The sequence below is a fragment of the Pseudarthrobacter raffinosi genome (genome assembly GCF_023913735.1).
Classification (GTDB): Bacteria; Actinomycetota; Actinomycetes; order Actinomycetales; family Micrococcaceae; genus Arthrobacter; species Arthrobacter raffinosi.
Window position 1 is genome coordinate 35681 of record NZ_JAMXBH010000027.1, and the last position, 22361, is coordinate 58041.

Genomic DNA, 22361 nt, shown 5'->3' on the forward strand with positions numbered 1-22361 from the left:
AGCCATCACAGGCCGGCCAGCACATTTTGGAAACCCGGGATTAGCTGTTTGCCGAGAAATCCGACGGAGACAACTATGACGGTGGCAATAAAGCCGACCAGAAGCGCGTACTCCACTGCTGTGGCGCCTTTCTGCAGTGACTGCACAGAACGAAAACCGTGATTCAACCGCTGCACGATGATGTTCACATTGGATTTCAGGCCTTGCACAACCCCTCCTTGCAGATGGCGGTAACCTAAAAGCGGGGACGGTCGTAGTGGAGCAAATGCTCGAACTAAACCGTCCCCGCTCCAGGACCATACGGTGGATAATTACGCGACGGGAGCGAGCTTGGCGCCGACCTTGTCGAAGATCAGATCCAGGTTGGTGCCAACAAGGGCGACGGCGGTGATGATAACCACGGCGATGAGGGCAACCATCAGGCCGTACTCCACTGCGGTTGCGCCCTTTTCGGACGAGAGACGATTCTTTACGCCGGCGACAAAGGCCATCATAGAGACCATAAGAGAAGTCATTTTTATTTTCCTTAATTCGATGAAATTGATTTGGATACTTTCAACGAATTTCCAGCTGCCCCCATAGTTCCTTAGCGGCTGGACTTCGCTAAGAAGAGATTGTCATCCACATTCCAACGCAACAATGCGTAGTTGTACTCGACTTTCTGAAAGGCGTTTTGAGTGAGTACTCGGAGCGATCGCCTGAGTACTCAGATAGGAGGGGAAAGGAGAGAACCACTACTTGGTTTCCCCGGGTAAAGCCCGGAGAACTGGCGTGTGACAGCGGCTCTGGGCTAGAGCATAAAGAGCGCGACACCCGCAGTCGCGGCGAGCATGGAGGGCCCGTGGGCCACCTCTGAAGGCCGTTCAGCACGGTTCCTGCGTACTGCAAGCAAGGTAACAACGCCGTTCAGTACAAACCCCAACAGGCCACCATAAAGAAGCTGTGTCCAACCTAGGTATCCCAAGTAGAGGCCCACGGGAGCGGCAAGCTTGACGTCGCCCATTCCCAGGCCCGCCGGCGAAATTAACGCCAGAATCAGGTAGGTGACGAAGAGAATTGCGGCGCCGGCCAGTCCGCGCAGGAGGTCAGGCCACGGTTGCCCACCAAACGTGACCGCTAAGAGGCACAAAAGCCCACCTGCTAATAGGGCAAGAACCAAAGGGTTCGGCAGCAAATGGAGCGAGACGTCAATTCTCGCCAGCTGCACGCCAAGAACGGCGAGGAGTAGGAATGCCGGCAATTCTGGGTCGACGCCGAACTGGAACGCGAAGGCGGCGCAAAGGGCGGCGGTGATGGCCGCCGTCGTGATCCTTGCCCGCATGCCAGGCATCGGGCCGACGCGGGGGAGAAGTCTGGCAATAAGCAGTTCGGCTAGCGGTGAAAGTATGAGTCCTACGAGGCCGATGCTGGCCACGAACAGTGGTCCGGCTGAGCCAGCGTCGCCCCAAGAAGTCACTGCATCCCCTGCTTACGTCGGGCCGGCGGATTGAAGGCTGAGCGTCCGGCTACCTCATTTTGACCCTGAGGCCCGGTTCAAGCTAACATTGGTAGTCGTTGTGCGTGTCCTTTCTCGATGATGCGTGCCCGCTTGAGAATCCGGTTGCAGGATAACTACTCAACGAGCACATTCGGGACTTCAGGATGACTGGTTACATGGAGCCCTCACCTCTGTTCCGGTAGCGCATAGATAGTAGGTGCACACGCTTGAGTGGCACCTAAACAAGAACGCCAGAACAAGAACGAGGCAAAAACCGTGCGTACGTACACCCCGAAGCCCGGCGATATCAACCGCCAGTGGCACGTCATTGACGCCACAGACGTTGTCCTTGGTCGCCTCGCGAGCCAGACCGCAATCCTGCTGCGCGGCAAGCACAAGGCCACCTTTGCGTCCCACATGGACATGGGCGACTTCGTCATCATCATCAACGCAGAGAAGGTAGCCCTGACCGGCGCCAAGCTCGAGCAGAAGCGCGCATACCGCCACTCCGGCTACCCGGGCGGCCTGACCTCTGTCAACTACGCGGAACTCCTGGAGTCCAACCCGGTCCGCGCCGTTGAGAAGGCCATCAAGGGCATGCTCCCCAAGAACTCCCTCGCTGCACAGCAGCTGGGCAAGCTGAAGGTGTACCGCGGTGCAGAGCACCCCCACGCCGCCCAGCAGCCCAAGACGTTCGAAATTTCCCAGGTCGCCCAGTAGTCCTGGCCACCAAACAACTTATCTATACAAGGAGAATCGTGGCTCAGAACGAAGAGACCACCGAGGCCGTTGTGGCTGAGGAAAACCCGACCAGCTACACCTCGGAGAGCGGTCCTGCAGAAGCAGAAGCGCCGAAGAAGGAACGCCCGGCACTGACCGTTGCCGGCGCCGCAGTTGGCCGCCGCAAGGAAGCTGTTGCCCGCGTGCGCATCGTCCCCGGCACCGGCAAGTGGACCATCAACGGCCGTGCGCTGGACAACTACTTCCCGAACAAGCTGCACCAGCAGGACGTCAACGAGCCCTTCAAGATCCTCGATCTTGATGGCGCCTACGACGTCATTGCCCGCATCCACGGTGGCGGCATCTCCGGCCAGGCCGGTGCCCTGCGCCTCGGCATCGCCCGTTCACTGAACGAGATCGACACCGAGAACAACCGCGCCACCCTGAAGAAGGCCGGTTACCTGCGCCGTGACGCACGCGTCATCGAGCGTAAGAAGGCCGGTCTCAAGAAGGCCCGTAAGGCTCAGCAGTACTCCAAGCGCTAAACCCGCTTACACAGAAGCCCGTCCCACCGTTGGTGGGGCGGGCTTCTGCCGTTAAGCACGCGTGCTATCTATGTCGATGCCGGCGTCGGGTTGACCAGCCAGTTCAAAGCCCTGTGCCTGCATCGCCTAGACTTGACCCGATGTCTAGATTATTTGGAACAGATGGTGTCCGGGGCTTGGCTAACGGCCTGTTGACTGCCGAGCTGGCGATGAACCTGGCCCAGGCGGCCGCCGTCGTGCTTGGTCATGACCGCAATACAAACGGCACTCGGCCCCGTGCCGTGGTGGCGCGCGACCCCCGCGCCAGCGGGGAATTCATCGCCGCTGCCGTTGAGGCGGGTCTCTCCAGCTCCGGTATTGACGTCTACGACGCCGGTGTCCTCCCGACCCCGGCCGCGGCCTACCTCGTGGCAGACCTTGACGCTGACTTCGGTGTCATGATCTCGGCCTCTCACAATCCGGCACCGGACAACGGCATTAAGTTCTTCGCCCGCGGCGGCCAGAAGCTCCCCGACGATGTCGAGAACGCCATCGAAGAACAGATGAGCAAGGAACCCGTGCGGCCGGTCGGCAGCGACGTGGGCAGGATCCAGCGCTTCTCGGACGCCGAGGACCGCTACATTGTGCACCTCCTGCGCACCCTCCCGCACCGACTGGACGGGCTGAAGGTAGTGCTGGACTGCGCCCACGGGGCCGCCAGCGGCTGCTCACCCCAGGTCTTCAAGGACGCCGGTGCCGACGTCATAGTGATAGGCGCCGAGCCGGACGGACACAACATCAACGACGGTGTCGGGTCCACGCACCTCGGTCCGCTCAAGGCCGCCGTGCTGAAGCACGGAGCCGACCTCGGCATAGCCCACGATGGCGACGCCGACCGCTGCCTCGCCGTAGACCACGAAGGCACAGAGGTGGACGGTGACCAGATCATGGCGATCCTGGCCGTGGCACTCAAAGCCTCAGGCAAGCTCATCGACGACGTCCTGGTGGCTACCGTCATGAGCAACCTCGGCCTCAAGATCGCACTGCGCCAAGCAGGCATCACGATCCGCGAAACAGGTGTCGGGGACCGCTACGTCCTTGAGGAGATGCGCGACGGCGGATACAACCTCGGCGGCGAGCAGTCCGGCCACGTGATCTTCGCTGATTACGCCACCACAGGCGACGGAGTCCTCACCGGGCTCCAGCTGGCTGCGCAGGTCGCCCTGACGGGCCGGACGCTCAAGCAGCTCGCCACCGTGATGATCAAGCTCCCGCAGGTACTCATCAACGTCAAGGGCGTGGACCGCACGCGCGTGGGTAGTTCCGACGCGCTGGCTCAGGCCGTGGTCCTTGCTGAAGCCGAGCTGGGTGACACCGGACGTGTCCTGCTCCGCCCGTCAGGCACCGAACCCGTTGTCCGGGTCATGGTGGAGGCCGGCGACGAAGCCACGGCCCAGTCCGTCGCCGAGCGCCTTGCCCAGGTGGTCAGGACCGAACTTGCCCTCGAGCTCGTGGCGGACTGACCCGGAAAGCACCAAAAAGAATGGCCGGCCTCCGCAGGGAGACTGGCCATTCTCCTTGGTCAGCGGTCGCTGACCTTCAGCGCATCCCGGATTTCTGTAAGCAGGGCGATTTGCGGATCTTCCGCAGCCTCTTCCTTGACGTCCTTGTTGATTCCCAGCTTGCGGTTACGGAGCTCGATCATGTGGTTCATGGGAAGTACCACCACGAAGTAGATGGAGGCGGCCACCAGCACGAAAGAAATGATGGAGGAGATGACGGACCCATACATGAATCCCTCCCACTGCATCTCTTCAACGCCCTTGGCACTGAACAGACGTCCGATCAGGGGCGTCAGCAGGCCCTGGACGATAGAGGTCACGACGGAGCTGAATGCGGCACCCATCACAACGGCTACGGCAAGGTCAACGACATTGCCCTTCATAATGAAATTCTTGAATCCTGTCAGCATGAGTATCAAGCTAGCGCATCGCCGTTAACAGGGGATGACGCCCCTGCAACACATCAGCACGGTGTTCAGGCATACCCCGGCGCCGCTTCCACCCCGAAGTACTCCTCCACGGTGCTGATGCCCCGGGTCGCCATGTCGGTGGCGGCCTCCACGCCGATGTACCGCAGGTGCCACGGCTCGTAGTAGTAGCCGGTGATCGGGTGCTGCATCCACGGATACCGCACCACAAATCCAAAGCGGTGGCCGTTCGCCTTCGCCCACACCGCCGCCGGCTGATCGGCGGAGCACGGCTCGAAACCGCACGCCCCGCCGCCGTCGCCGATGTCGAAGGACCATCCGGTCTGGTGCTCCGAATATCCCGGCCGGGCGCTGGCGGAGTCGGCATCGGCCTGGCCGCGGGCCGCCACATAGCCGTCGTAGGTGGCCACCTGGGTGCCGTACGAGCGGTAACCGCTGGCCAGCGTCATGCTCACGCCGTCCAGCGCGGCCGCGGCGAACATCGCTTCCGCGGCTACCGCCGTCGTGCTGTTCAGCAGGGCCGCCTCGCCCGAAACGGCGAGCGTGACGTTGGGCTGGACCAGATCCGCCGGAACGTAGTCCGCCGGCGCCAGTGGACGGTGTTTGTTGACCACCAGCCACGGGCTGGCCGGATCCGTCAGCGAGAACTGACGGGGCAGCGCTGCCGACGGCGGCACGGGAGCCGGCGGCGGCGGCTCAGCTGCCGCCGTCGTGCTTTCCACTGAAGGGACCGCGACGGCGGACGGGGATGCGGAGGTCACCGCTGGGGAGGACGACGACGGCGCCACCCCGGACCGTGCCTCCGGCGTGCACGCTGCCAGGACCGTCAGCCCGACTCCGGCGGCAAGGAAGCGGGCGAAGGAGCGGCGGCTGGCCCCCGAGCGGCCGCCTGCCACGCAGTCGTGGCACACGTGTGTTAAACCTTCCGCAGGAGCATGCGGCGGATGGTGTGGTCCGCGTCCTTGGTCAGAACCAGCTGGGCGCGGCCACGGGTGGGGAGGACGTTTTCCTCCAGGTTGGGCTCGTTGATACGCTTCCAGATGTCCCTGGCCGTACTCTCGGCCTCGGTGGGGGAGAGCGTTGCGTAGCGGTGGAAGTAGGACTCCGGCTGCGCGAACGCGGTGCTCTGGAGCCGGCGGAACCGCTCCACGTACCACTCCTCGATGTAGGACGTCTTGGCGTCCACATAAATGGAGAAGTCGAAGAAATCACTCACTGCCAGCCCCTGTTTGCCGTCGTGGCGCGGGCGGGCCGGGGCCAGCACGTTCAGGCCCTCCACAATCAGCACGTCCGGGCGGCGGACCACCACTTCCTTCTCCGGAACGATGTCGTACGTAACGTGGGAGTACCAGGGCGCCCGGACTTCCTCCGCGCCACCTTTGACCTCGCTCACGAAACGCAGCAGCGCGCGGCGGTCGTAGGACTCGGGGAAGCCCTTGCGCTCCAGCAGCTGGCGGCGCTTGAGCTCGGCCAGTGGATAAAGGAAACCGTCCGTGGTGATCAGCTCAACGTTGGGTGTGCCGGGCCAGCGCCGCAGCATCTCCCGGAGTACGCGGGCGATGGTGGACTTGCCCACGGCCACCGAGCCGGCCACGCCGATGACAAAGGGAGTGCGCTGGGTCTGCTCACCCAGGAAGGTGGTGGTGGCCGAATGAAGCTGGCCCGCGGCCTCCACGTAAAGGTGCAGGAGCCGGGACAGGGGCAGGTAGACCTCGCGGATCTCCTTCATGTCCAGGGGATCGCCGAGGCCACGCAGGCGGACGATGTCCTCTTCGTTAAGGGGCTGCTCCATCTGGGCGGCGAGCCGGGACCAAGTCTGGCGGTCCAGCTCAACGAACGGGGAGACACCCTCACCGTTCGCTTCATTGCGTTGCAAAGTCACTTTAGAGATTCTGCCCCTCGCGCGGCTGAGAGCGAAATGGAGCATCCTAAGTTTAGAACTCAACCCGGCTGCCGATAAGCTGGAGCCCATGTGTGGAATCGTTGGATATGTGGGCCATTCTGCTGGCCGTGTGAATGCCGGTCACAGTGCGTTGGATGTAGTCCTTGAGGGATTGCGCCGTCTGGAGTACCGGGGTTACGACTCTGCGGGGGTGGCGGTGGTCTCCGAGGGCTCAATCGAGTCCCGGAAGAAGTCCGGCAAGCTGAGCAACCTCCTCGCCGAGCTGGAGGCGCACCCGCTGCCGGAGACGTTCACCGGTATCGGGCACACCCGCTGGGCCACGCACGGCGGCCCCACGGACCAGAACGCGCACCCGCACCTGTCCGACGGCGGCAAGCTGGCCCTGATCCACAACGGCATCATCGAGAACTTCGCCGAGCTGAAGCTGGAGCTCGTGGCCAAGGGCTACGCCTTCGAGTCCGAGACCGACACCGAGGTCGCGGCCGTGCTGCTGGGCGATATCTTCCGCAACAAGCTGGGTGGTGTGGCGTCCGACGGCGGCCTGACGGAGGCCATGCAGCTCGCCTGCCAGCGCCTTGAGGGTGCTTTCACGCTGCTGGCGGTCCACGCGGACCAGCCCGACGTTGTGGTTGCCGCCCGCCGTAACTCACCCCTGGTGGTGGGCCTGGGCGAGGGCGAAAACTTCCTGGGCTCGGACGTGTCCGGGTTCATCGATTACACCCGCCGTGCCGTGGAGCTGGGCCAGGACCAGATTGTCACCATCACCGCGGACACGGTGGAGATCACCGATTTCTACGGCGCCCCGGCCGAGGGCAAGGAATACCACGTGGACTGGGATCCGGAATCGGCGGAAAAGGGCGGTTTCCCGTCCTTTATGGAGAAGGAAATCCATGACCAGCCCGACGCCGTGCTGCAGACCCTGCTGGGCCGCTCGGACGTCAACGGGAAGCTGACCCTGGATGAGCTCCGCATTGATCCGCAGCTGCTCAAGAACGTTGACAAGATCATTGTGCTGGCCTGCGGGACGTCGGCGTATGCGGGGCAGGTGGCCAAGTACGCCATCGAGCACTGGTGCCGGATTGCCACCGAGGTGGAGCTCTCCCACGAGTTCCGGTACCGGGACCCGATCGTGGACGAGAACACCCTGATCGTTTCCATCTCCCAGTCCGGGGAGACGATGGATACGCTGATGGCTGTCCGTTACGCCAAGGAACAGGGCGCCAAGACGGTTTCGATCTGCAACACCAACGGCTCCACCATCCCGCGCGAATCCGACGCCGTGCTGTACACGCACGCCGGCCCGGAAATCGCCGTCGCCTCCACCAAGGCGTTCCTGGCGCAGATCACGGCCGCGTACCTGCTGGGCCTGTACCTCGCGCAGCTGCGCGGGAACAAATTCCAGGGCGAGATCAAGGACATCCTGGCGGACCTGAACAAGATCCCGGCCAAGATCCAGCGGATCCTGGACAACGAGGCGGAGATCAAGGAGCTCGGCGTGTCCATGGCGGATGCGAAGTCTGTGCTGTTCTTGGGCCGCCACGTCGGCTTCCCGGTGGCCATGGAAGGTGCGCTGAAGCTCAAGGAACTCGCCTACATCCACGCCGAGGGCTTCGCCGCCGGTGAACTCAAGCACGGTCCGATCGCGCTGATCGAGGAGGGCCAGCCCGTCTTCGTGGTGGTCCCGTCCCCGCGCGGCCGCGACTCGCTGCACGCCAAGGTTGTCTCCAACATCCAGGAAGTCCGGGCGCGCGGCGCCAAGACCATTGTGATCGCCGAAGAGGGCGACGAGGCAGTCAAGGCCTACGCCGAGCACGTCTTCTACATCCCCGAAACCCCCACGCTGCTGGCCCCGCTGCTCAGCACCGTCCCGCTGCAGATCTTCGCCCTGGCCCTCGCCTCGGCCAAGGGCTACGACGTGGACCAGCCGCGCAACCTCGCCAAGAGCGTCACCGTAGAGTAACCGCGGACCGATGGGCGTCGACGAACTGTTGGACCAGGCGGGGAACCTCAAGGAAGCGCTGGTCGACTACGCATCCTCACCGGGGTTCGCCCGGCGCCTTTCGCAGGCGTTGTCAGACTTCTCCGGGCTCGGGAGTGCGGCGCATGATCAATGGGCGGAGGCAGTCGAGTCGCTGCTCTATGATCCAGACCAGGACGGACGCGAGCCGCTGCTCGACCGCTATCTGCGCACCAATAAGACCATTGCGCCGGAGGAGCGACTCGTCTACGAGGGTTGGCGGGAGCGTAATGTTATCGGCGTCTTCCGCGTCGATGCCCGCAAGGGTGCCCGGCTTAGCCTGCATAACCTCATCGATGAGATGGATTACCCGGCCTACGCCACAGTCGGGGCGGAAGCGATCAGCGTCGTCCAGCGAGGCGGCTACGTCATGACGCGCCTGGTGCCCATCGGGGATATCTGGACCATCAGCGGGACCATACGCCTGTTCGGTCCGCGAGACCTCCCCGGGGTCAAGACGCTTGCGGCGTCCCTGCTCAAACGCTTTCCCACCTTGGTATTCAATAATCCGGCGAACGTCGAGCAGGGACGCAGGATCGTCGGAGAGCACCACACCACGTTCCTGAACCTCTTTGGCGCGCATATCGTGAGCGGTACCGGGGCCGACATCATCGCGGCGTATCGCGGTTTCCTGAATGCATGCAACCAGGCGTCCGTGGCTGGAGATTCCGAGGCTTCCGCACTGGTGACCGCGGCCGAACAGATCGCACCGGATGATTCCTTCCCGCCGGATTTGGCAGAGTCCGACGACGTAGCGCTGTACCATCATCCGCAGATGGGTGTGTCCTTCCTCGTCTGCTACGGGCAGGTCGAGGGCGCATACCGTACGCCGCCGGCCGATGCGGAGGACCCGGCTGCGGAACTCCTGCGTGGCTACGTGGAGGACAAGACGGTTCCCGGTTACGTCCTGGAGGACCTCGCAGCGAAATACCCGGACACGGTCGACGCCGCGTACCAGGCTGCCTTGTCCAACCCCGGATTCCGATGGGAACTTGATGGCGCAGCTCTGCTCCGCCGTCACAGGCCGAATTCTGGCCCCGGTAAGGACGTTCCCGGCGTCTCGCCGGTGCCTTCATCGCTGATCGATGAATACCGCCGGCTCAGCTAGAGCCAGGAACTGGACCGAGTGTGACCAAAGACGGGTGTACGCCGCCGATCCCGGCGGCTTTGCCGTCCAGAAGATTCCTCGTCCCGTGGTCGATGTACCGTGCCACTTTTTCCCCGACGGCCGATCCGTCGGCCTGTTCGAGGGCGTGCGCCAGCTCTTCGAGCGTTCCGGTGACTGCGCGCCATGCATGCCGTTCATCGAGTCCCCAGGAGACGCCTTCTGCAACCAGGTCCTCCATTGTTAACGACGGCTGATAGGCGCGGGAGTTGATCCGGAGGGACATGTTCAGCTGGCCGTTGGGCGCCAGGGCGTGCGTTGACACGTCGTAGAGCGGCGCCAGCCTGACGGCACCGTCGGGGCTTCGGAGGGTGGAAAAGTTCTTGGCGTGGGCGTCGGTGTTGCCGATGGCGGTGTTGAAGGCCGTGTGCGCGAGCAGCGTCTCGCGGTCGTCGGGCCCGGCGCCGAGGATGTCCCGGCGTCGTCGCAGAAGTCCGGCGAGGTTCTTCAGGTTTGCGGCGGCATTGACACCTTCGAACTTGCTGTCCGTGTCCCAAGCCAGGCCAAGGGCTTGGGCGCCGTCCTCTTGGTGGATACGCTCCACGCTCCGGCCAGAGACGCGGCGGTCGTAGCGTTCCAGGACGAGGACGGTCCGGCCTGCAAAGGTGCGCACGTCGCTGGCGAACGTGGTCAGCCCGATCCGCCGCGCAAGCTCCAGGCAGAACGCCTCGGCGTGCAGGGCGCCTTCGTTTCCGCCCGCCACCGGCTTGAGGATGTGGGTGGAGGCGGCGCCGTCGACCCCCGCGTGCCACACCCCGTCCAGCAGGGCAAGCGTGGTTTTGGGCTGGTATCCGGCCAGAGAGCCGCCGCCGCCCACGGCGCCAAGCGCGTAGTCGTTGATAAGGGTTAACCGCTCGGCGACCTGCTCATCGGTCAGTGCCTCATAGGATTCGGCCGGTTCCCCAGGTTTCCCCCCTATGCGAATGGCACCGGCGACGTCGCGGCCGGCATACGACACCAGTGCGAAGACATCATCGCGGCTGGCCTGCGCCTGTTTGGCAAGGTTCGACCTGCCAGATCCTTCCGGCAGCAGTCCACCGAAGAACGCAGTGGCCGCCTCCGGGGTCGAGGGGCGGGGCCCAAGTGGCAGGTTGGCGGACAGGATCCGCGATCCGATCCCGAACCGGGCCATCCCGGCGTCAGAGGATTCGAATGTCACTGTGGTCGCGCCGTGGCGGACCATGCGCCCGACGACGGTGCCGTAGAGGTGGACATCCTGCACTTCAGCCACGGTCGGCGCCTTCCCGGAACGTCAGTTCGATTCCGAGTTTTTCCATGACGGCGAAGAACTGGTCGTTGAGCACCTTGGGCTTGCCCGTCTCCAGTTCGGAGAGGTACCGCTGGCTGACTCCGAGCCGGCTGGCCAGCTCGCGCTGGGAGAGCCCGCTGCGCTGGCGGACGCCGTAGACCATCAGGCCCAGGTCGGCCACTGACTTCATGACGCCGTGCACACGGCCTCCCTGATGAGCTATTCGTAATAGGTGAGGATCGATTACCTTTTCGTAATCATACCAGCGTGATTACGAAAACGTAATGGCGGGGCCCTGTGTGCACGGCAGGCGGTGAGCGTCCCCGTAGAATAGCGCCATGATCGTTGGCATTGGCGTAGACGTTGTAGACATCGAGCGGTTCGGCCGCCAGCTTGAGCGGACCCCGGGGCTCCGGGACCGGCTGTTCGTACCCGCGGAACGCGAGCTGAACACCCGCTCGCTGGCCGCGAGGTTCGCCGCCAAGGAAGCCGTGGCCAAAGTCCTCGGCGCGCCGGCCGGCATGAACTGGCAGGACTGCTGGATCGGCCTGGACCAGCACGGACCCATCATCCAGGTCAAAGGCACCGTCCTTGCGGTGGCCGAGTCCAAGGGCGTCAAACGCTGGCACGTCTCCATGAGTCACGACGGCGGGATCGCCACCGCCACGGTCCTGGCCGAAGGCTGAGTCACTTACTGCTCCGCCCTACGACGGACCTGACACCATGATCAGCGCCTATACCGGAACCCAGATCAGGGCGGCAGAACAGCCGTTCCTGGCTGCCGGGATGGGCGATGTTCTGATGCAACGTGCCTCCTACGGGCTCGCCAACGCAGTGGTCCACGAGCTTCAAGCACGCAGCCGGCGGCTTTACGGCGCCAGCGTGGCCGTCCTCGCAGGCAAGGGTAACAACGGGGGAGATGGCCTCTTCGCCGCCTCGTTCCTGGCCGCCAGGGGAATGCGTACGACGGCGGTACTCACCGCCGGAACGGCCCACGCCGGGGCGCTGGCTGCCTTTGAGCGCGCCGGCGGGCGCGTACACCTCCTCACCGAATCCAACGCCAGCCAGCTGGCCGCACACGTGGCGGGTGCCGACGTCGTAATTGACGCAATCCTGGGGACGGGCGCCCGCGGCGGCCTTCGCGGAGCTGCAGCCGGCCTGGTGAGCGGCCTTTCGGATTTGCGGCTGTCGGCCGGGGATCCGGGGATTGTGGTTGCCTGCGATACCCCCAGCGGCGTTGATGCCGACACCGGGGAAGCCCATGCGCCGGTGCTGTCCGCAGATGCGACCGTAACTTTCGGCGCAGCCAAGGTGGGGCTGCTGGCGGACCCGGGCGCCGATCACGCCGGCCGCATCCACGTGGTGCCTATCGGCATCGAAGACGAGCTGCCCTGGCCGGCGCTGCGCAGGTTTGAGCCGGTGGACCTGGCCCGGCTCCTGCCCCAGCCCGGGAGGCGCTCGCACAAGTATTCCCGCGGCGTCCTGGGCGTCGTGGCCGGATCCGCCGATTATCCAGGCGCCGCCGTGCTCGCCTGCCGGGGTGCGCTGGCTGCCGGCGCCGGGATGGTCCGCTACCTGGGCCCGCCTGAAGTGGCCGACCTCGTGCGGCAGTCGTGCCCGGAAGTGGTGTGCAGCACGGGCTCTGTCGCGGAGACGCACGTCCAGGCGTGGCTGGTGGGTTCGGGCATGGGTCCTGGCGACACCGAACAGCTCCGGCGCGCCCGTGACGCCGTGGAATCCGGCCTGCCCGTGATCGCCGACGCCGGGGCGCTACCCGCCCTGCCTGCGGTCCTGGCGCCGCAGGTGATTCTCACGCCGCACGCCGGCGAGCTGGCGGCCCTCCTCCAGCGGCTCGCCTCGTCCCCCGACAGCCCGGACTTTGATCCCGCCCCGAGCCGTACCGCCGTCGAGGCTTCCACCCTTGGTGCTGCCCGGCACGCCGCCGTGCTGACCGAGGCCACCGTCCTGCTGAAGGGTGCCACCACCCTGGTCGCGTCGCCTTTCCAGGATTTCTACAGCCAGGCGGACGGCACGGCGTGGCTCGCCACCGCCGGAAGCGGCGACGTCCTGGCCGGGATCATCGGTGCGCTGCTCGCCCAACTGGGGTCCGACGTCGGGCGCTTCCGTGATGCGGGCATCGATCCGGACGAGCGCTGGGCGGCGATTGCCGCCCTCGGGGCCAGCCTCCACGGCCGCGCGGGAGCGGCCGCCTCCGGCAGCGGGCCGCTGACGGCCGGCCGGATTGCGGACGCAATACCAGACGTTTGGTATAAAGTCAGCCTGCTTAGTAAACCGGCGGGCCGGAAACGTAATAGTCACACCCACCCGCTACCGTGGGCATAGGTTTTGTACCGGCAGGGGCGGTTTTGTGTCCACACACCCGCTGTCGAACAACGATGAGGAGCACGCATGGAAATCTGGCCCGGAACGGCATATCCGCTTGGCGCCACTTTTGACGGGACCGGCACGAACTTCGCTTTGTTCAGCGAACGCGCCGAAAAGGTGGAGCTGTGCCTCTTCGATGACGACGGCGTGGAAACCCGGTTCAGGCTCGATGAGGTGGACGGCTATGTGTGGCACGGCTACGTCCCGCAGGTCCAGCCCGGCCAGAAATACGGCTACCGCGTCCACGGGCCCTACGACCCGGACTCCGGCAACCGCTTCAACCCCAACAAACTGCTCCTGGACCCGTACGCCAAGGCCGTGCACGGGCAGATGGACTGGGAGCCGGCACTTTTCTCCTACAACCTGGGCGAGCCGGACTCTATCAACAATGAGGACTCCGCGCCGCACATGATGATGGGCGTGGTGATCAACCCGTTCTTCGACTGGGACGGCGACCATAACCTGCGCATTCCGTATCACAAGTCGGTCATTTACGAGGCCCACGTCAAGGGCCTGACCCAACTCCACCCCGAGATCCCCGAGGAGCAGCGGGGCACCTATGCCGGCGTTGCGCACCCATCGGTTATCTCGCACCTGCAGAAGCTGGGCGTCACCGCCATCGAACTGATGCCCGTGCACCAGTTCGTCAACGAGGGCACCTTGAAAGACAAGGGCCTGAGCAACTACTGGGGCTACAACACCATCGGCTTCTTCGCGCCGCAGAACACCTATAGTTCCACCGGCGACACGGGCCAGCAGGTCCAGGACTTCAAGGCCATGGTCCGCAGCCTGCACCGTGCGGGCATCGAGGTAATCCTGGACGTGGTCTACAACCATACCGCCGAGGGCAACCACCTGGGCCCCACGCTCTCCTTCAAGGGCATCGACAACGCCTCCTATTACCGGCTCATGGAGGGCGACGAGAAGCATTACATGGACTACACGGGCACGGGCAACTCGCTCAATGTCCGCCAGCCGCACTCGCTGCAGCTGCTCATGGATTCCTTGCGGTACTGGGTCACCGAGATGCACGTCGACGGCTTCCGCTTCGACCTCGCGTCCACCCTGGCCCGCGAGTTCTACGATGTGGACAAACTCTCCACCTTCTTCGAACTCATCCAGCAGGACCCGGTGGTTTCCCAGGTCAAGCTCATCGCCGAGCCCTGGGATGTGGGTCCCGGCGGCTACCAGGTGGGCAACTTCCCGCCGCAGTGGACGGAGTGGAACGGCCAGTACCGCGACACCGTCCGCGACTTCTGGCGCGGTGAACCGGCCACCCTGGGCGAATTCGCCTCCCGCATCACCGGGTCCGCTGACCTGTACGAGCACTCGGGCCGCCGGCCCGTGGCATCGATCAACTTTGTCACCGCCCATGACGGCTTCACCCTGGCGGACCTGGTGTCCTACAACGAGAAGCACAACGACGCCAACGGCGAGGACAACAACGACGGCGAATCCCACAACCGGTCCTGGAACTGCGGCGCCGAAGGCCCCACCGACGATCCGGCTGTCCTGGGGCTGCGCGCCCGCCAGCAGCGGAACTTCATCGCCTCGCTGCTGCTGTCCCAGGGTGTGCCCATGCTGCTGCACGGTGACGAACTGGGCCGCACCCAGCAGGGCAACAACAACGGCTACTGCCAGGATTCGGAACTGACCTGGATCAACTGGGAGAACATCGACCAGCCGCTCGTCGAATTCACCGCCGCCGTCAACGCGCTCCGCGCCAAGCACCCCACCTTCCGCCGGAGCAGGTTCTTCGACGGCCGCCCTGTCCGCAGAGGCGAAGGTGAGCGGCTGCCGGACATCGTATGGCTGGACCTCGACGGCGACACCATGAAGCCGGAGGACTGGGACAGCGGTTTCGGCCGCTCGGTAGGTGTATTCCTCAACGGCGACGGCATCCAGGGCAAGGACGCCCGAGGCCGCCGGATTACCGATGTGAACTTCGTGCTGTACTTCAACGCGCACGACGACATGGTGGACTTCACCCTTCCAAACGACGAGTACGCACCGGCGTGGGACATCATCATCGACACCGCCGGGCATAACGCGGACACTGCTCCGGTGAAAGCCGGCCAGACCCTTCCTGTGGATGCCAAGTCACTGGTGGTCCTCAGAGCGCACATGATGCAGGAAGCGGAGCCGGACCACTCAGTAGCTGCATCGCTGGCTGCCCTGACGCAGACCAGCACCAGTGAAACTGAGGCCCTCAGTACGCCCACCGTGCCCGAGCCCAAGAAAACGAAAAAGGTCAGCAAACCGAAAGACCAGGCAAAGTGAAGGCTCCGGCGTCCACCTACCGGCTCCAGATCCGCAGCAGCTTCACGCTCTTTGATGCTGCTGCGACCGTTCCGTACCTGAAATCACTCGGCGTTGACTGGGTCTACCTGTCTCCGATCCTGACCGCGGAACAAGGGTCGGATCACGGCTATGACGTGACGAATCCGTCGTCGGTGGATCCGGAGCGGGGCGGACCGGAAGGGCTGCGGGCACTCTCCGAGGCTGCCCGCGCCCATGGGATGGGCGTGCTGGTGGACATCGTCCCCAACCATGTGGGCGTGGCCTCGCCGGCGCAGAACCCGTGGTGGTGGTCGCTGCTGCAGGAAGGGCGTGGCTCGCCTTACGCGGAAGCGTTCGACGTCGACTGGGACTTTGGTGCCGGCCGGATCCGAATCCCCGTCCTGGGCAGCGATGACGACCTCGGACTTCTGGAGGTTGCAGATGGCGAGCTCCACTATTACGGCCACCGCTTTCCATTGGCCGCAGGTTCATACTCCGAGGGCGACTCGCCGCGGGCTGTGCATGACCGGCAGCATTACGAACTGGTTTCCTGGCGCCGGGCGGACAGCGAGCTGAACTACCGCCGGTTCTTCGCGGTCAACACCCTGGCGGGCATCCGGGTGGAGGACCCCTGGGTCTTCGGCCAGGCCCATGCAGAGGTGAAGCGCTGGTTCGACGACGGCCTGGTTGACGGGCTGCGTGTGGACCACCCGGACGGCCTGGCGGACCCTGCCGGCTATCTTCGCTGGCTCAAGGACCTCAGCGGCGGAGCCTACGTCCTGGTGGAGAAGATCCTGGAGCCGGGCGAGGAGCTGCCGGCGGAATTCGCCTGCGAAGGCACCACCGGCTACGACGCTCTGGCCGACCTGGACCGCCTGCTGGTGGACCCGGCCGGCGAGGCTGCGTTGGACGCGTTGGATGCACGGCTGCGCTCCGGCGAGCCTGCCGACTATGCGGCCATGATTTTGGGGACCAAGCGCGCCGTGGCGGACGGCATGCTGCGGTCCGAAATCCTGCGGCTGGCGCGGCTTGTCCCTGCCTTCGCAGACCTGTCGGGTGGCCTGCCCGTTGACGTCGCAGCGGATGCCCTGGCGCAGGTCATCGCGGCCTTCCCCGTGTACCGCACGTACCTGCCCACGGGTGAGGAAGTGCTGCGCGAGGCCTGCGCGGCTGCGGCTCGCCAGCGCCCTGACCTGGCCGACGTGCTGGACGCGCTGATGCCCCTGCTGCTGAAGCCCGAGACTGAACTGGGCCGACGTTTCCAGCAGACGTCCGGCATGGTGATGGCCAAGGGCGTTGAGGATACGGCGTTCTACCGCTACACCCGGCTGGGGACACTGACCGAAGTGGGAGCGGACCCGTCCCACTTCTCGCTCGCCCCGGACGAATTCCACCGGCGGATGGCCGAGCGCCAGGAGTCTTTGCCGCTGTCCATGACCACGTTGACCACCCACGACACCAAACGCAGCGAGGACACGCGGGCACGGATCTCCGTCATCGCCGAGCTGCCGGACCAGTGGGCAGCGACTTTGGACACCCTTCGCGGGCTAGCCCCGGTGCCCGACGGCCCATTCGAGAACCTGCTGTGGCAGGCGGTCATCGGTGCGTGGCCAGCGTCGCGGGAGCGCCTGCAGGCCTATGCTGAGAAGGCTGCGCGGGAAGCAGCCAACTCCACCACTTGGACGGATCCGGACGAGGAGTTCGAATCACGGGTCAAGGCAGCGGTGGATGCAGTGTTCGACGACGCTCGGGTCGCCACGGTGATCGAGGACTTCGTCGCCAGGACGGATCGGTTTGCCGCCGCCAACTCGCTGTCCCTGAAGCTGCTCCAGCTGACCATGCCGGGAGTGCCGGACGTCTACCAGGGCACCGAATTCTGGGACCGCTCGTTGGCGGATCCGGACAATAGGCGGGCATTTGACTTCGAACGCCGCGAAACCGCCCTGGCCGCACTGGATGCCGGCACGAGTCCGGCGGACTTTCGGGACGAGGCCACCAAACTGCTGGTGACCTCCCGGGCGCTCCGGCTCCGCCGGAACCGGCCGGACCTCTTCCAGGGCTACCGGCCCGTTCTGGCTTCCCACGCTGCGGCGGACCACCTGGTGGCCTTCGACCGCGGGGCGGACGGCAGCAGAACTGGCGGCGCGCCCGGTGCGTTGACCCTTGCGACGCGGCTTCCCGTCGGACTGGAACGCGCTGGCGGGTGGCGGGATACCGCCGTCGAACTTTCCACCGCCATGCGGGACGAACTCACGGGACGGACGCACGGCCCCGGCCCGGTGCCGGTGGCCGGCATCCTCCAGCAATACCCTGTGGCGCTGCTCGCGCCCGTGAACGGAGACAACGCATGAGCCTGACGCACCACGGTTCCGGCCGGTTCGACGTATGGGCCCCGGACGCCTCGGCCGTCTCGCTGCTCGCCAACGGGCACCACTACCCCATGAAGCAGGTGGCGGGAGCCCCCGGCGCGGATGGCTGGTGGTCCGCGCCGGACGCGCCGGCTGACGCCGACGTGGATTACGGCTACCTGCTCGACGGCGACGCCCACCCGTTGCCCGACCCCCGGTCCCGCCGCCTCCCGGACGGCGTCCACGCGCTGTCCCGCACGTACGATCCCGCCTCCTACGCCTGGCAGGACGCTGGCTGGCAGGGAAAGGAACTGCGCGGCTCGGTCATCTACGAACTCCACGTGGGAACCTTCACGCCCGCGGGAACACTCGATGCAGCCGCGGACAAACTCGGCTACCTCGCGGACCTCGGCATCGATTTTGTGGAGCTGCTCCCGGTCAACGGATTCAACGGAACCCACAACTGGGGCTACGACGGCGTCCAGTGGTTCGCGGTCCACGAAGGCTACGGCGGTCCTGCGGCCTACCAGCGTTTTGTGGACGCCGCCCACGCCGCCGGGTTGGGCGTCATCCAGGATGTGGTCTACAACCACCTGGGACCCAGCGGCAACTACCTGTCCAGATTCGGCCCGTACCTCAAGCAGGGCGACGCCAACACGTGGGGCGATGCGGTCAACCTCGACGGCCCGGGGTCCGACGTCGTGCGTGAATACATCCTGGACAACGCCGCGCTGTGGCTTCGCGACTATCACGTGGACGGCCTGCGCCTGGATGCCGTCCACGCGCTGCGCGACGAGCGGGCCGTGCACCTCCTGGAAGAGTTCGGCGCGCTGGGCGATGCGATCTCCGCGGAGACCGGGCTTCCCAAGACCCTCATCGCGGAATCGGACCTGAACAATCCGCGGCTGATCTACCCCCGCGACGCCAACGGCTACGGCCTCGCCGGGCAGTGGAGCGACGACTTCCACCACGCGGTGCACGTCAACGTCAGCGGCGAGACCGCTGGGTACTACGGCGACTTCGCGTCGCTCGGCGTCCTGGCCAAGGTCCTCAAGGACGGCTTCCTGCACGACGGCAGCTACTCCAGCTTCCGCGGACGCCATCACGGCCGGCCCATCAACACCTCGCTGGTCCACCCTGCTGCCCTGGTGGTGTGCAGCCAGAACCACGACCAGATCGGCAACCGGGCCATCGGGGACAGGCTGTCCCAGTCCCTGCCGTACGGTCCGCTGGCCGTGGCCGCAGTGCTGACGCTGACCTCGCCGTTTACGCCCATGCTGTTTATGGGTGAGGAATTCGGTGCCTCCACGCCCTGGCAGTTTTTCACGTCGCACCCCGAGCCGGAGCTGGGCAAGGCGACGGCGGAGGGCAGGATCCGCGAGTTCGAGCGCATGGGGTGGGATCCCGCCGTCGTCCCCGATCCGCAGGATCCCGAAACGTTCCGGCGCTCCAAGCTCAACTGGGCGGAGGCTGCTGACGGTGACCATGCGCGCCTCCTCTCGCTCTACCGCTCGTTGACCGCGCTGCGGCGCGCTTATCCCGAGCTGGCCGGCCTGGGGTTCGCGGAAACGGACGTGACGTTCGACGACGACGCCGGCTGGCTGCGCTTCCGGCGAGGGTCCGTGGAGGTGCTGCTGAATTTCTCGGCGTCGCCTGTGCGCGTGGACGGTGTGCGGGGCACGGTGCTGTTTTCAACGGACCAGGACACTTTGCTGGACGGGGATGCGTTCCTGCTTTCGGCACACAGTGGGGCGGTTCTGACTACTGGGGCAGAAGTAACCTCGAGTTAACGTAGACACTGGAGTTACCCGGGCGTACTATTCGCGTACTGACCAGCCGTGATGGGCGGCTCGGTGGTGTGCGGGCGATGGAGGCCGTCATGGGTGACCCAGCGAATAGCGCGTCGAAGGTTCCGCCCATGCTTGAATTGCGGATCCATGGCATCCGCAACACCCCGCCCCACGAGCTCCTCCGATCGGGGAAGCGGTCACTCAAGCCCGACGACGTGGAGCTCTCCTGGGGTGACGAGCTCGCGGGCTTTTACCGGGCCAAAGTCGGGGTGGGCGCCGGGGCCGAAGGCGCCGTTGTGGACTCCGATGCCGGTGCAAGCGCAGGTGCCGGTGCCGCGGCAAACGGTGGCAGCCGCCGAGTGGTGGAGGCGTATTCGTGGGGGCGGCTGGCTCGCTTCACTGGAGTAGGAATGGCCGGGAAGGTCGCCGACGCCGCGGTACGGACGGCCTGGTTCCTGCTGATGCCCTTCGGGCTGACCAACGCCGCCTACTGGAGCCGGCCGCTGCCCGCCGTTAAGCAGCAGGCGGTTACCGATCCAGTGACCAGGCAGGCGGAACCGCGCATCGACTACGCGGACAACAAGCCTCGCGGGCACGACGGAGCGGGACGGATCAGGCTCTTCGCGCTGGGTCTGACCCTGTACTTTGTGGTGACGGCGGCCGTGGTCTCGATGGACCTGATCGCGGTCCAGTGTTTTCCCGCCGACGTCCCGGACCAGGAACGCCGCGTCTGCTCCGCGCTGCCGGCCTTCCTGGACGGCCTGGCCGGCAGGACCCGCGGACAACGCGTCGTCATGTTTGCCCTGATGCCCATCGTGTCGGTGGCCGTCCTGGCAGCCATCGCCTACTTGGCGCGGACCCGGTTCCACCCCCGGCCGAACCTCGGCAATGATACCCAGGTAGTGGCCGGCAGCAGTGTCGAGGAAATAGCAGCGCTCCCTACGCTGATGATCCGGAATCTGTGGGAAGCGCGTAAGGAGATCCGCTACAACGGGTGGCTGCACGTGTGGGCGGCGCTTGCCGCGGTTGGCGCCATCATCGCCTGGGACGGGCTCTGGACACGGATCGATGGCGTTGCCTGCGGAAGCCTGGGCACATTCTTCACGGAGTGCGCCCTTCGTATGGCGCCCGGGCGAATCGGCCTGACTGGCATCGCGATGGTCTTCGCGTGGCTGGTCGCGGCCGGCGCGGTGGTGCTTGCGGGGATTGAGACGGTCCGGAAGTCCCCGGACAATCCGGACGTGCCGTCCCGGGACGGATCATCATTGATGGGCTGGATTTCCGGCGGAGCCATCATCAGCGTCCTCGCGGCCGGTCTGGCAGCCGTTCTCTCAGGTGCTCCCGACGGCGGGGTCCCGGGCGCAACGCGAATGCTGGGCCTGGGCACCGCTCCGGCCGGGCTCATGTTCGTGATGCTGGTGCTGATCCTCACCATGAGCCGGCTCCGAAGGGAGGGCTACGACAAACGGACTCTCGGCTGGCGGGGCAAGGGCTCGGCGGTCTTCTCCACCCTTGCCCTGGGAGCGGCAACCATTCTGAGCTGCGCAATTGTGGGGGCTGCCGCCACCGTACTCCAGCGCAACCTCGAGCGGCGGGCTGCCACGGCTGACGGGATGTGGCGGTACGGGTCCATGGCCGGTGACGTCCTGATGCCGCCGTCGGTCTTTTCGCTCTTCAGCGGGCTGCTGCTGGGAGTGATCGTCGCGGGTGCCGTCGCCTGGGGATTGTGCACGTGGCGGGCCGTGCGATCGATGACCTGGAATACGCAGGAAGCCGCCGTCTCGGAGCTGCTCTTGGCCTACTCTGCCGATCCGCCCCTGCCGCAGCAGGAAGCAGCCGGCCGAAAACTAGTGGCCGCCCGGCGGACCGCGTCCCTCGCTCACCGGGCAGAGGCCGTGGTGTCGCTGCTGGCCGTCCTCATTTTCCTGGGGCTGCTGTCAGCCTTGATTCTGGGCACCTTCAAGGACTGGTGGAATTCCGGTCCGGTGGCAGGGCTTTACGGGCTGATCGAAAGCATGGGTGTCCTGGGTCTCGCTGCGGCTGGCGCCACCATTGTTGCGCTTGCCGTGATGTCGGCCAAACCGAACTCCCGGCCACTGGCACTGCTCTGGGACCTGATGTGCTTTATGCCCAAGACCGCCCACCCGTTCGGTCCCCCCAGCTACGGCGAGCGGGCGGTCCCCGAATTTGCCGCCAGGATTGCGGCGTGGCTGGATGGCACGGACGGCGCGCCCCCTGCCAAAACCGGCATGGTGGCGATCTCGGCGCACAGCCTTGGTGCGGTGATCGCCGTAAGCGCCCTGTTCCATCTAAAGTCAACCCGGCCGGATTTGCCTTTCAACCGGATCGGGCTGCTGACCTACGGCACGCAGCTGAGGTCCTATTTCGGCCGGTTCTTCTCGGAACTCCTGTGAGGTGTGTCAAGGATGTGAGACAGTCGCGTAGTTTCTTTTTGGTCAGGCAGCCGCGGGAAGCGGTTGCGCGGTTGGCGTGAAGGCCGCCATTGCGGTGGC

19 protein-coding genes are annotated in these 22361 nt (G+C 65.3%); 11 read left to right on the forward strand and 8 right to left on the reverse strand.

Translation table 11 applies throughout. The annotated features are described in order from the left end of the window. Positions 1 to 5 precede the first annotated feature (5 nt). From NG698_RS19685 to NG698_RS19695, 3 genes are all read right to left on the reverse strand, one after another. Positions 6 to 209, reverse strand: a complete 204-nt coding sequence (locus NG698_RS19685) for a Flp family type IVb pilin (protein ID WP_252598375.1) — start codon at positions 207 to 209, stop codon at positions 6 to 8. 102 nt (positions 210 to 311) lie between these two features. Continuing rightward, on the reverse strand, positions 312 to 515 hold the full coding sequence (locus NG698_RS19690; protein WP_252598373.1) for a Flp family type IVb pilin: 204 nt from the start codon (positions 513 to 515) through the stop codon (positions 312 to 314). Between the two features lie 275 nt (positions 516 to 790). Beyond that, the gene (locus NG698_RS19695) at positions 791 to 1414 is read right to left on the reverse strand and encodes a prepilin peptidase (protein ID WP_252611832.1); all 624 of its coding nucleotides are present in this window, start codon (positions 1412 to 1414) and stop codon (positions 791 to 793) included. A 339-nt stretch (positions 1415 to 1753) separates the two neighbouring features. Here NG698_RS19695 and rplM point away from each other — a divergent pair, with 339 nt between their 5' ends. The 3 genes from rplM to glmM all read left to right on the forward strand — a co-directional run bounded on the left by rplM (position 1754) and on the right by glmM (position 4244). Continuing rightward, entirely contained in the window at positions 1754 to 2197 is a 444-nt protein-coding gene (gene rplM / locus NG698_RS19700; protein ID WP_058931751.1) for a 50S ribosomal protein L13, read from the forward strand. Between the two features lie 38 nt (positions 2198 to 2235). Continuing rightward, a complete protein-coding gene (gene rpsI, locus NG698_RS19705) occupies positions 2236 to 2742 on the forward strand; it encodes a 30S ribosomal protein S9 (protein WP_056344277.1) in 507 nt (168 codons plus the stop codon). Positions 2743 to 2882: 140 nt separating this feature from the next. After that, positions 2883 to 4244 carry a phosphoglucosamine mutase gene (gene glmM / locus NG698_RS19710; protein ID WP_252611833.1) on the forward strand — a complete coding sequence of 454 codons (1362 nt, stop codon included), beginning with the start codon at positions 2883 to 2885 and terminating at the stop codon, positions 4242 to 4244. A 59-nt stretch (positions 4245 to 4303) separates the two neighbouring features. On the opposite strand, the gene mscL is transcribed toward glmM, so the two are convergent. The 3 genes from mscL to coaA form a co-directional block, all read right to left on the reverse strand. Continuing rightward, positions 4304 to 4693: a large conductance mechanosensitive channel protein MscL gene (mscL, locus tag NG698_RS19715; protein WP_104062597.1), complete on the reverse strand. Its 390-nt coding sequence runs from the start codon at positions 4691 to 4693 to the stop codon at positions 4304 to 4306. A 65-nt stretch (positions 4694 to 4758) separates the two neighbouring features. After that, on the reverse strand, positions 4759 to 5622 hold the full coding sequence (locus NG698_RS19720) for a M15 family metallopeptidase (RefSeq protein ID WP_252611835.1): 864 nt from the start codon (positions 5620 to 5622) through the stop codon (positions 4759 to 4761). A 5-nt stretch (positions 5623 to 5627) separates the two neighbouring features. After that, a complete protein-coding gene (gene coaA / locus NG698_RS19725) occupies positions 5628 to 6638 on the reverse strand; it encodes a type I pantothenate kinase (protein ID WP_252611836.1) in 1011 nt (336 codons plus the stop codon). Between the two features lie 43 nt (positions 6639 to 6681). On the opposite strand from coaA, the gene glmS reads away from it, so the two are divergent. Beyond that, positions 6682 to 8574 (forward strand): glutamine--fructose-6-phosphate transaminase (isomerizing), encoded by a 1893-nt coding sequence (glmS, locus tag NG698_RS19730; protein WP_252611838.1) that lies wholly within the window; start codon positions 6682 to 6684, stop codon positions 8572 to 8574. A gap of 10 nt (positions 8575 to 8584) precedes the next feature. After that, on the forward strand, positions 8585 to 9739 hold the full coding sequence (locus NG698_RS19735; RefSeq protein WP_252611840.1) for a hypothetical protein: 1155 nt from the start codon (positions 8585 to 8587) through the stop codon (positions 9737 to 9739). On the opposite strand, the gene NG698_RS19740 is transcribed toward NG698_RS19735, so the two are convergent. Beyond that, complete coding sequence (locus NG698_RS19740; protein WP_252611842.1) at positions 9732 to 11027, reverse strand: type II toxin-antitoxin system HipA family toxin; 1296 nt, start codon at positions 11025 to 11027, stop codon at positions 9732 to 9734. The two genes, NG698_RS19735 and NG698_RS19740, sit on opposite strands and share 8 nt — an antisense overlap. Then, a complete protein-coding gene (locus tag NG698_RS19745; protein WP_200950725.1) occupies positions 11020 to 11247 on the reverse strand; it encodes a helix-turn-helix domain-containing protein in 228 nt (75 codons plus the stop codon). The genes NG698_RS19740 and NG698_RS19745 overlap by 8 nt, the downstream gene beginning before the upstream one ends. 136 nt (positions 11248 to 11383) lie before the next feature. On the opposite strand from NG698_RS19745, the gene NG698_RS19750 reads away from it, so the two are divergent. The 6 genes from NG698_RS19750 to NG698_RS19775 all read left to right on the forward strand — a co-directional run bounded on the left by NG698_RS19750 (position 11384) and on the right by NG698_RS19775 (position 22262). After that, the gene (locus NG698_RS19750; RefSeq protein WP_252567578.1) at positions 11384 to 11731 is read left to right on the forward strand and encodes a holo-ACP synthase; all 348 of its coding nucleotides are present in this window, start codon (positions 11384 to 11386) and stop codon (positions 11729 to 11731) included. 37 nt (positions 11732 to 11768) lie between these two features. Then, positions 11769 to 13388, forward strand: coding sequence for an NAD(P)H-hydrate epimerase (locus tag NG698_RS19755; protein ID WP_252611844.1), 1620 nt, complete (start codon positions 11769 to 11771; stop codon positions 13386 to 13388). Positions 13389 to 13454: 66 nt separating this feature from the next. After that, positions 13455 to 15710 (forward strand): glycogen debranching protein GlgX, encoded by a 2256-nt coding sequence (gene glgX, locus NG698_RS19760; RefSeq protein WP_252576151.1) that lies wholly within the window; start codon positions 13455 to 13457, stop codon positions 15708 to 15710. Next, positions 15707 to 18061 (forward strand): malto-oligosyltrehalose synthase, encoded by a 2355-nt coding sequence (gene treY / locus NG698_RS19765; RefSeq protein ID WP_252611846.1) that lies wholly within the window; start codon positions 15707 to 15709, stop codon positions 18059 to 18061. The genes glgX and treY overlap by 4 nt, the downstream gene beginning before the upstream one ends. Further along, positions 18058 to 19848, forward strand: coding sequence for a malto-oligosyltrehalose trehalohydrolase (gene treZ, locus NG698_RS19770; protein ID WP_252611848.1), 1791 nt, complete (start codon positions 18058 to 18060; stop codon positions 19846 to 19848). The genes treY and treZ overlap by 4 nt, the downstream gene beginning before the upstream one ends. A gap of 128 nt (positions 19849 to 19976) precedes the next feature. Continuing rightward, entirely contained in the window at positions 19977 to 22262 is a 2286-nt protein-coding gene (locus tag NG698_RS19775) for a hypothetical protein (protein ID WP_252611850.1), read from the forward strand. The last annotated feature ends 99 nt before the right edge of the window (positions 22263 to 22361 follow it).

Coding starts and splice junctions, on each gene's coding strand:
- coaA (WP_252611836.1), bottom strand. CDS start 6,638: ATGCTCCATTTCGCTCTCAGCCGCGCGAGGGGCAGAATCTCTAAAGTG.
- NG698_RS19735 (WP_252611840.1), top strand. CDS start 8,585: ATGGGCGTCGACGAACTGTTGGACCAGGCGGGGAACCTCAAGGAAGCG.
- glgX (WP_252576151.1), top strand. CDS start 13,455: ATGGAAATCTGGCCCGGAACGGCATATCCGCTTGGCGCCACTTTTGAC.
- glmS (WP_252611838.1), top strand. CDS start 6,682: ATGTGTGGAATCGTTGGATATGTGGGCCATTCTGCTGGCCGTGTGAAT.
- mscL (WP_104062597.1), bottom strand. CDS start 4,693: ATGCTGACAGGATTCAAGAATTTCATTATGAAGGGCAATGTCGTTGAC.
- NG698_RS19690 (WP_252598373.1), bottom strand. CDS start 515: ATGACTTCTCTTATGGTCTCTATGATGGCCTTTGTCGCCGGCGTAAAG.
- treZ (WP_252611848.1), top strand. CDS start 18,058: ATGAGCCTGACGCACCACGGTTCCGGCCGGTTCGACGTATGGGCCCCG.
- NG698_RS19755 (WP_252611844.1), top strand. CDS start 11,769: ATGATCAGCGCCTATACCGGAACCCAGATCAGGGCGGCAGAACAGCCG.
- NG698_RS19775 (WP_252611850.1), top strand. CDS start 19,977: ATGCTTGAATTGCGGATCCATGGCATCCGCAACACCCCGCCCCACGAG.
- glmM (WP_252611833.1), top strand. CDS start 2,883: ATGTCTAGATTATTTGGAACAGATGGTGTCCGGGGCTTGGCTAACGGC.
- NG698_RS19750 (WP_252567578.1), top strand. CDS start 11,384: ATGATCGTTGGCATTGGCGTAGACGTTGTAGACATCGAGCGGTTCGGC.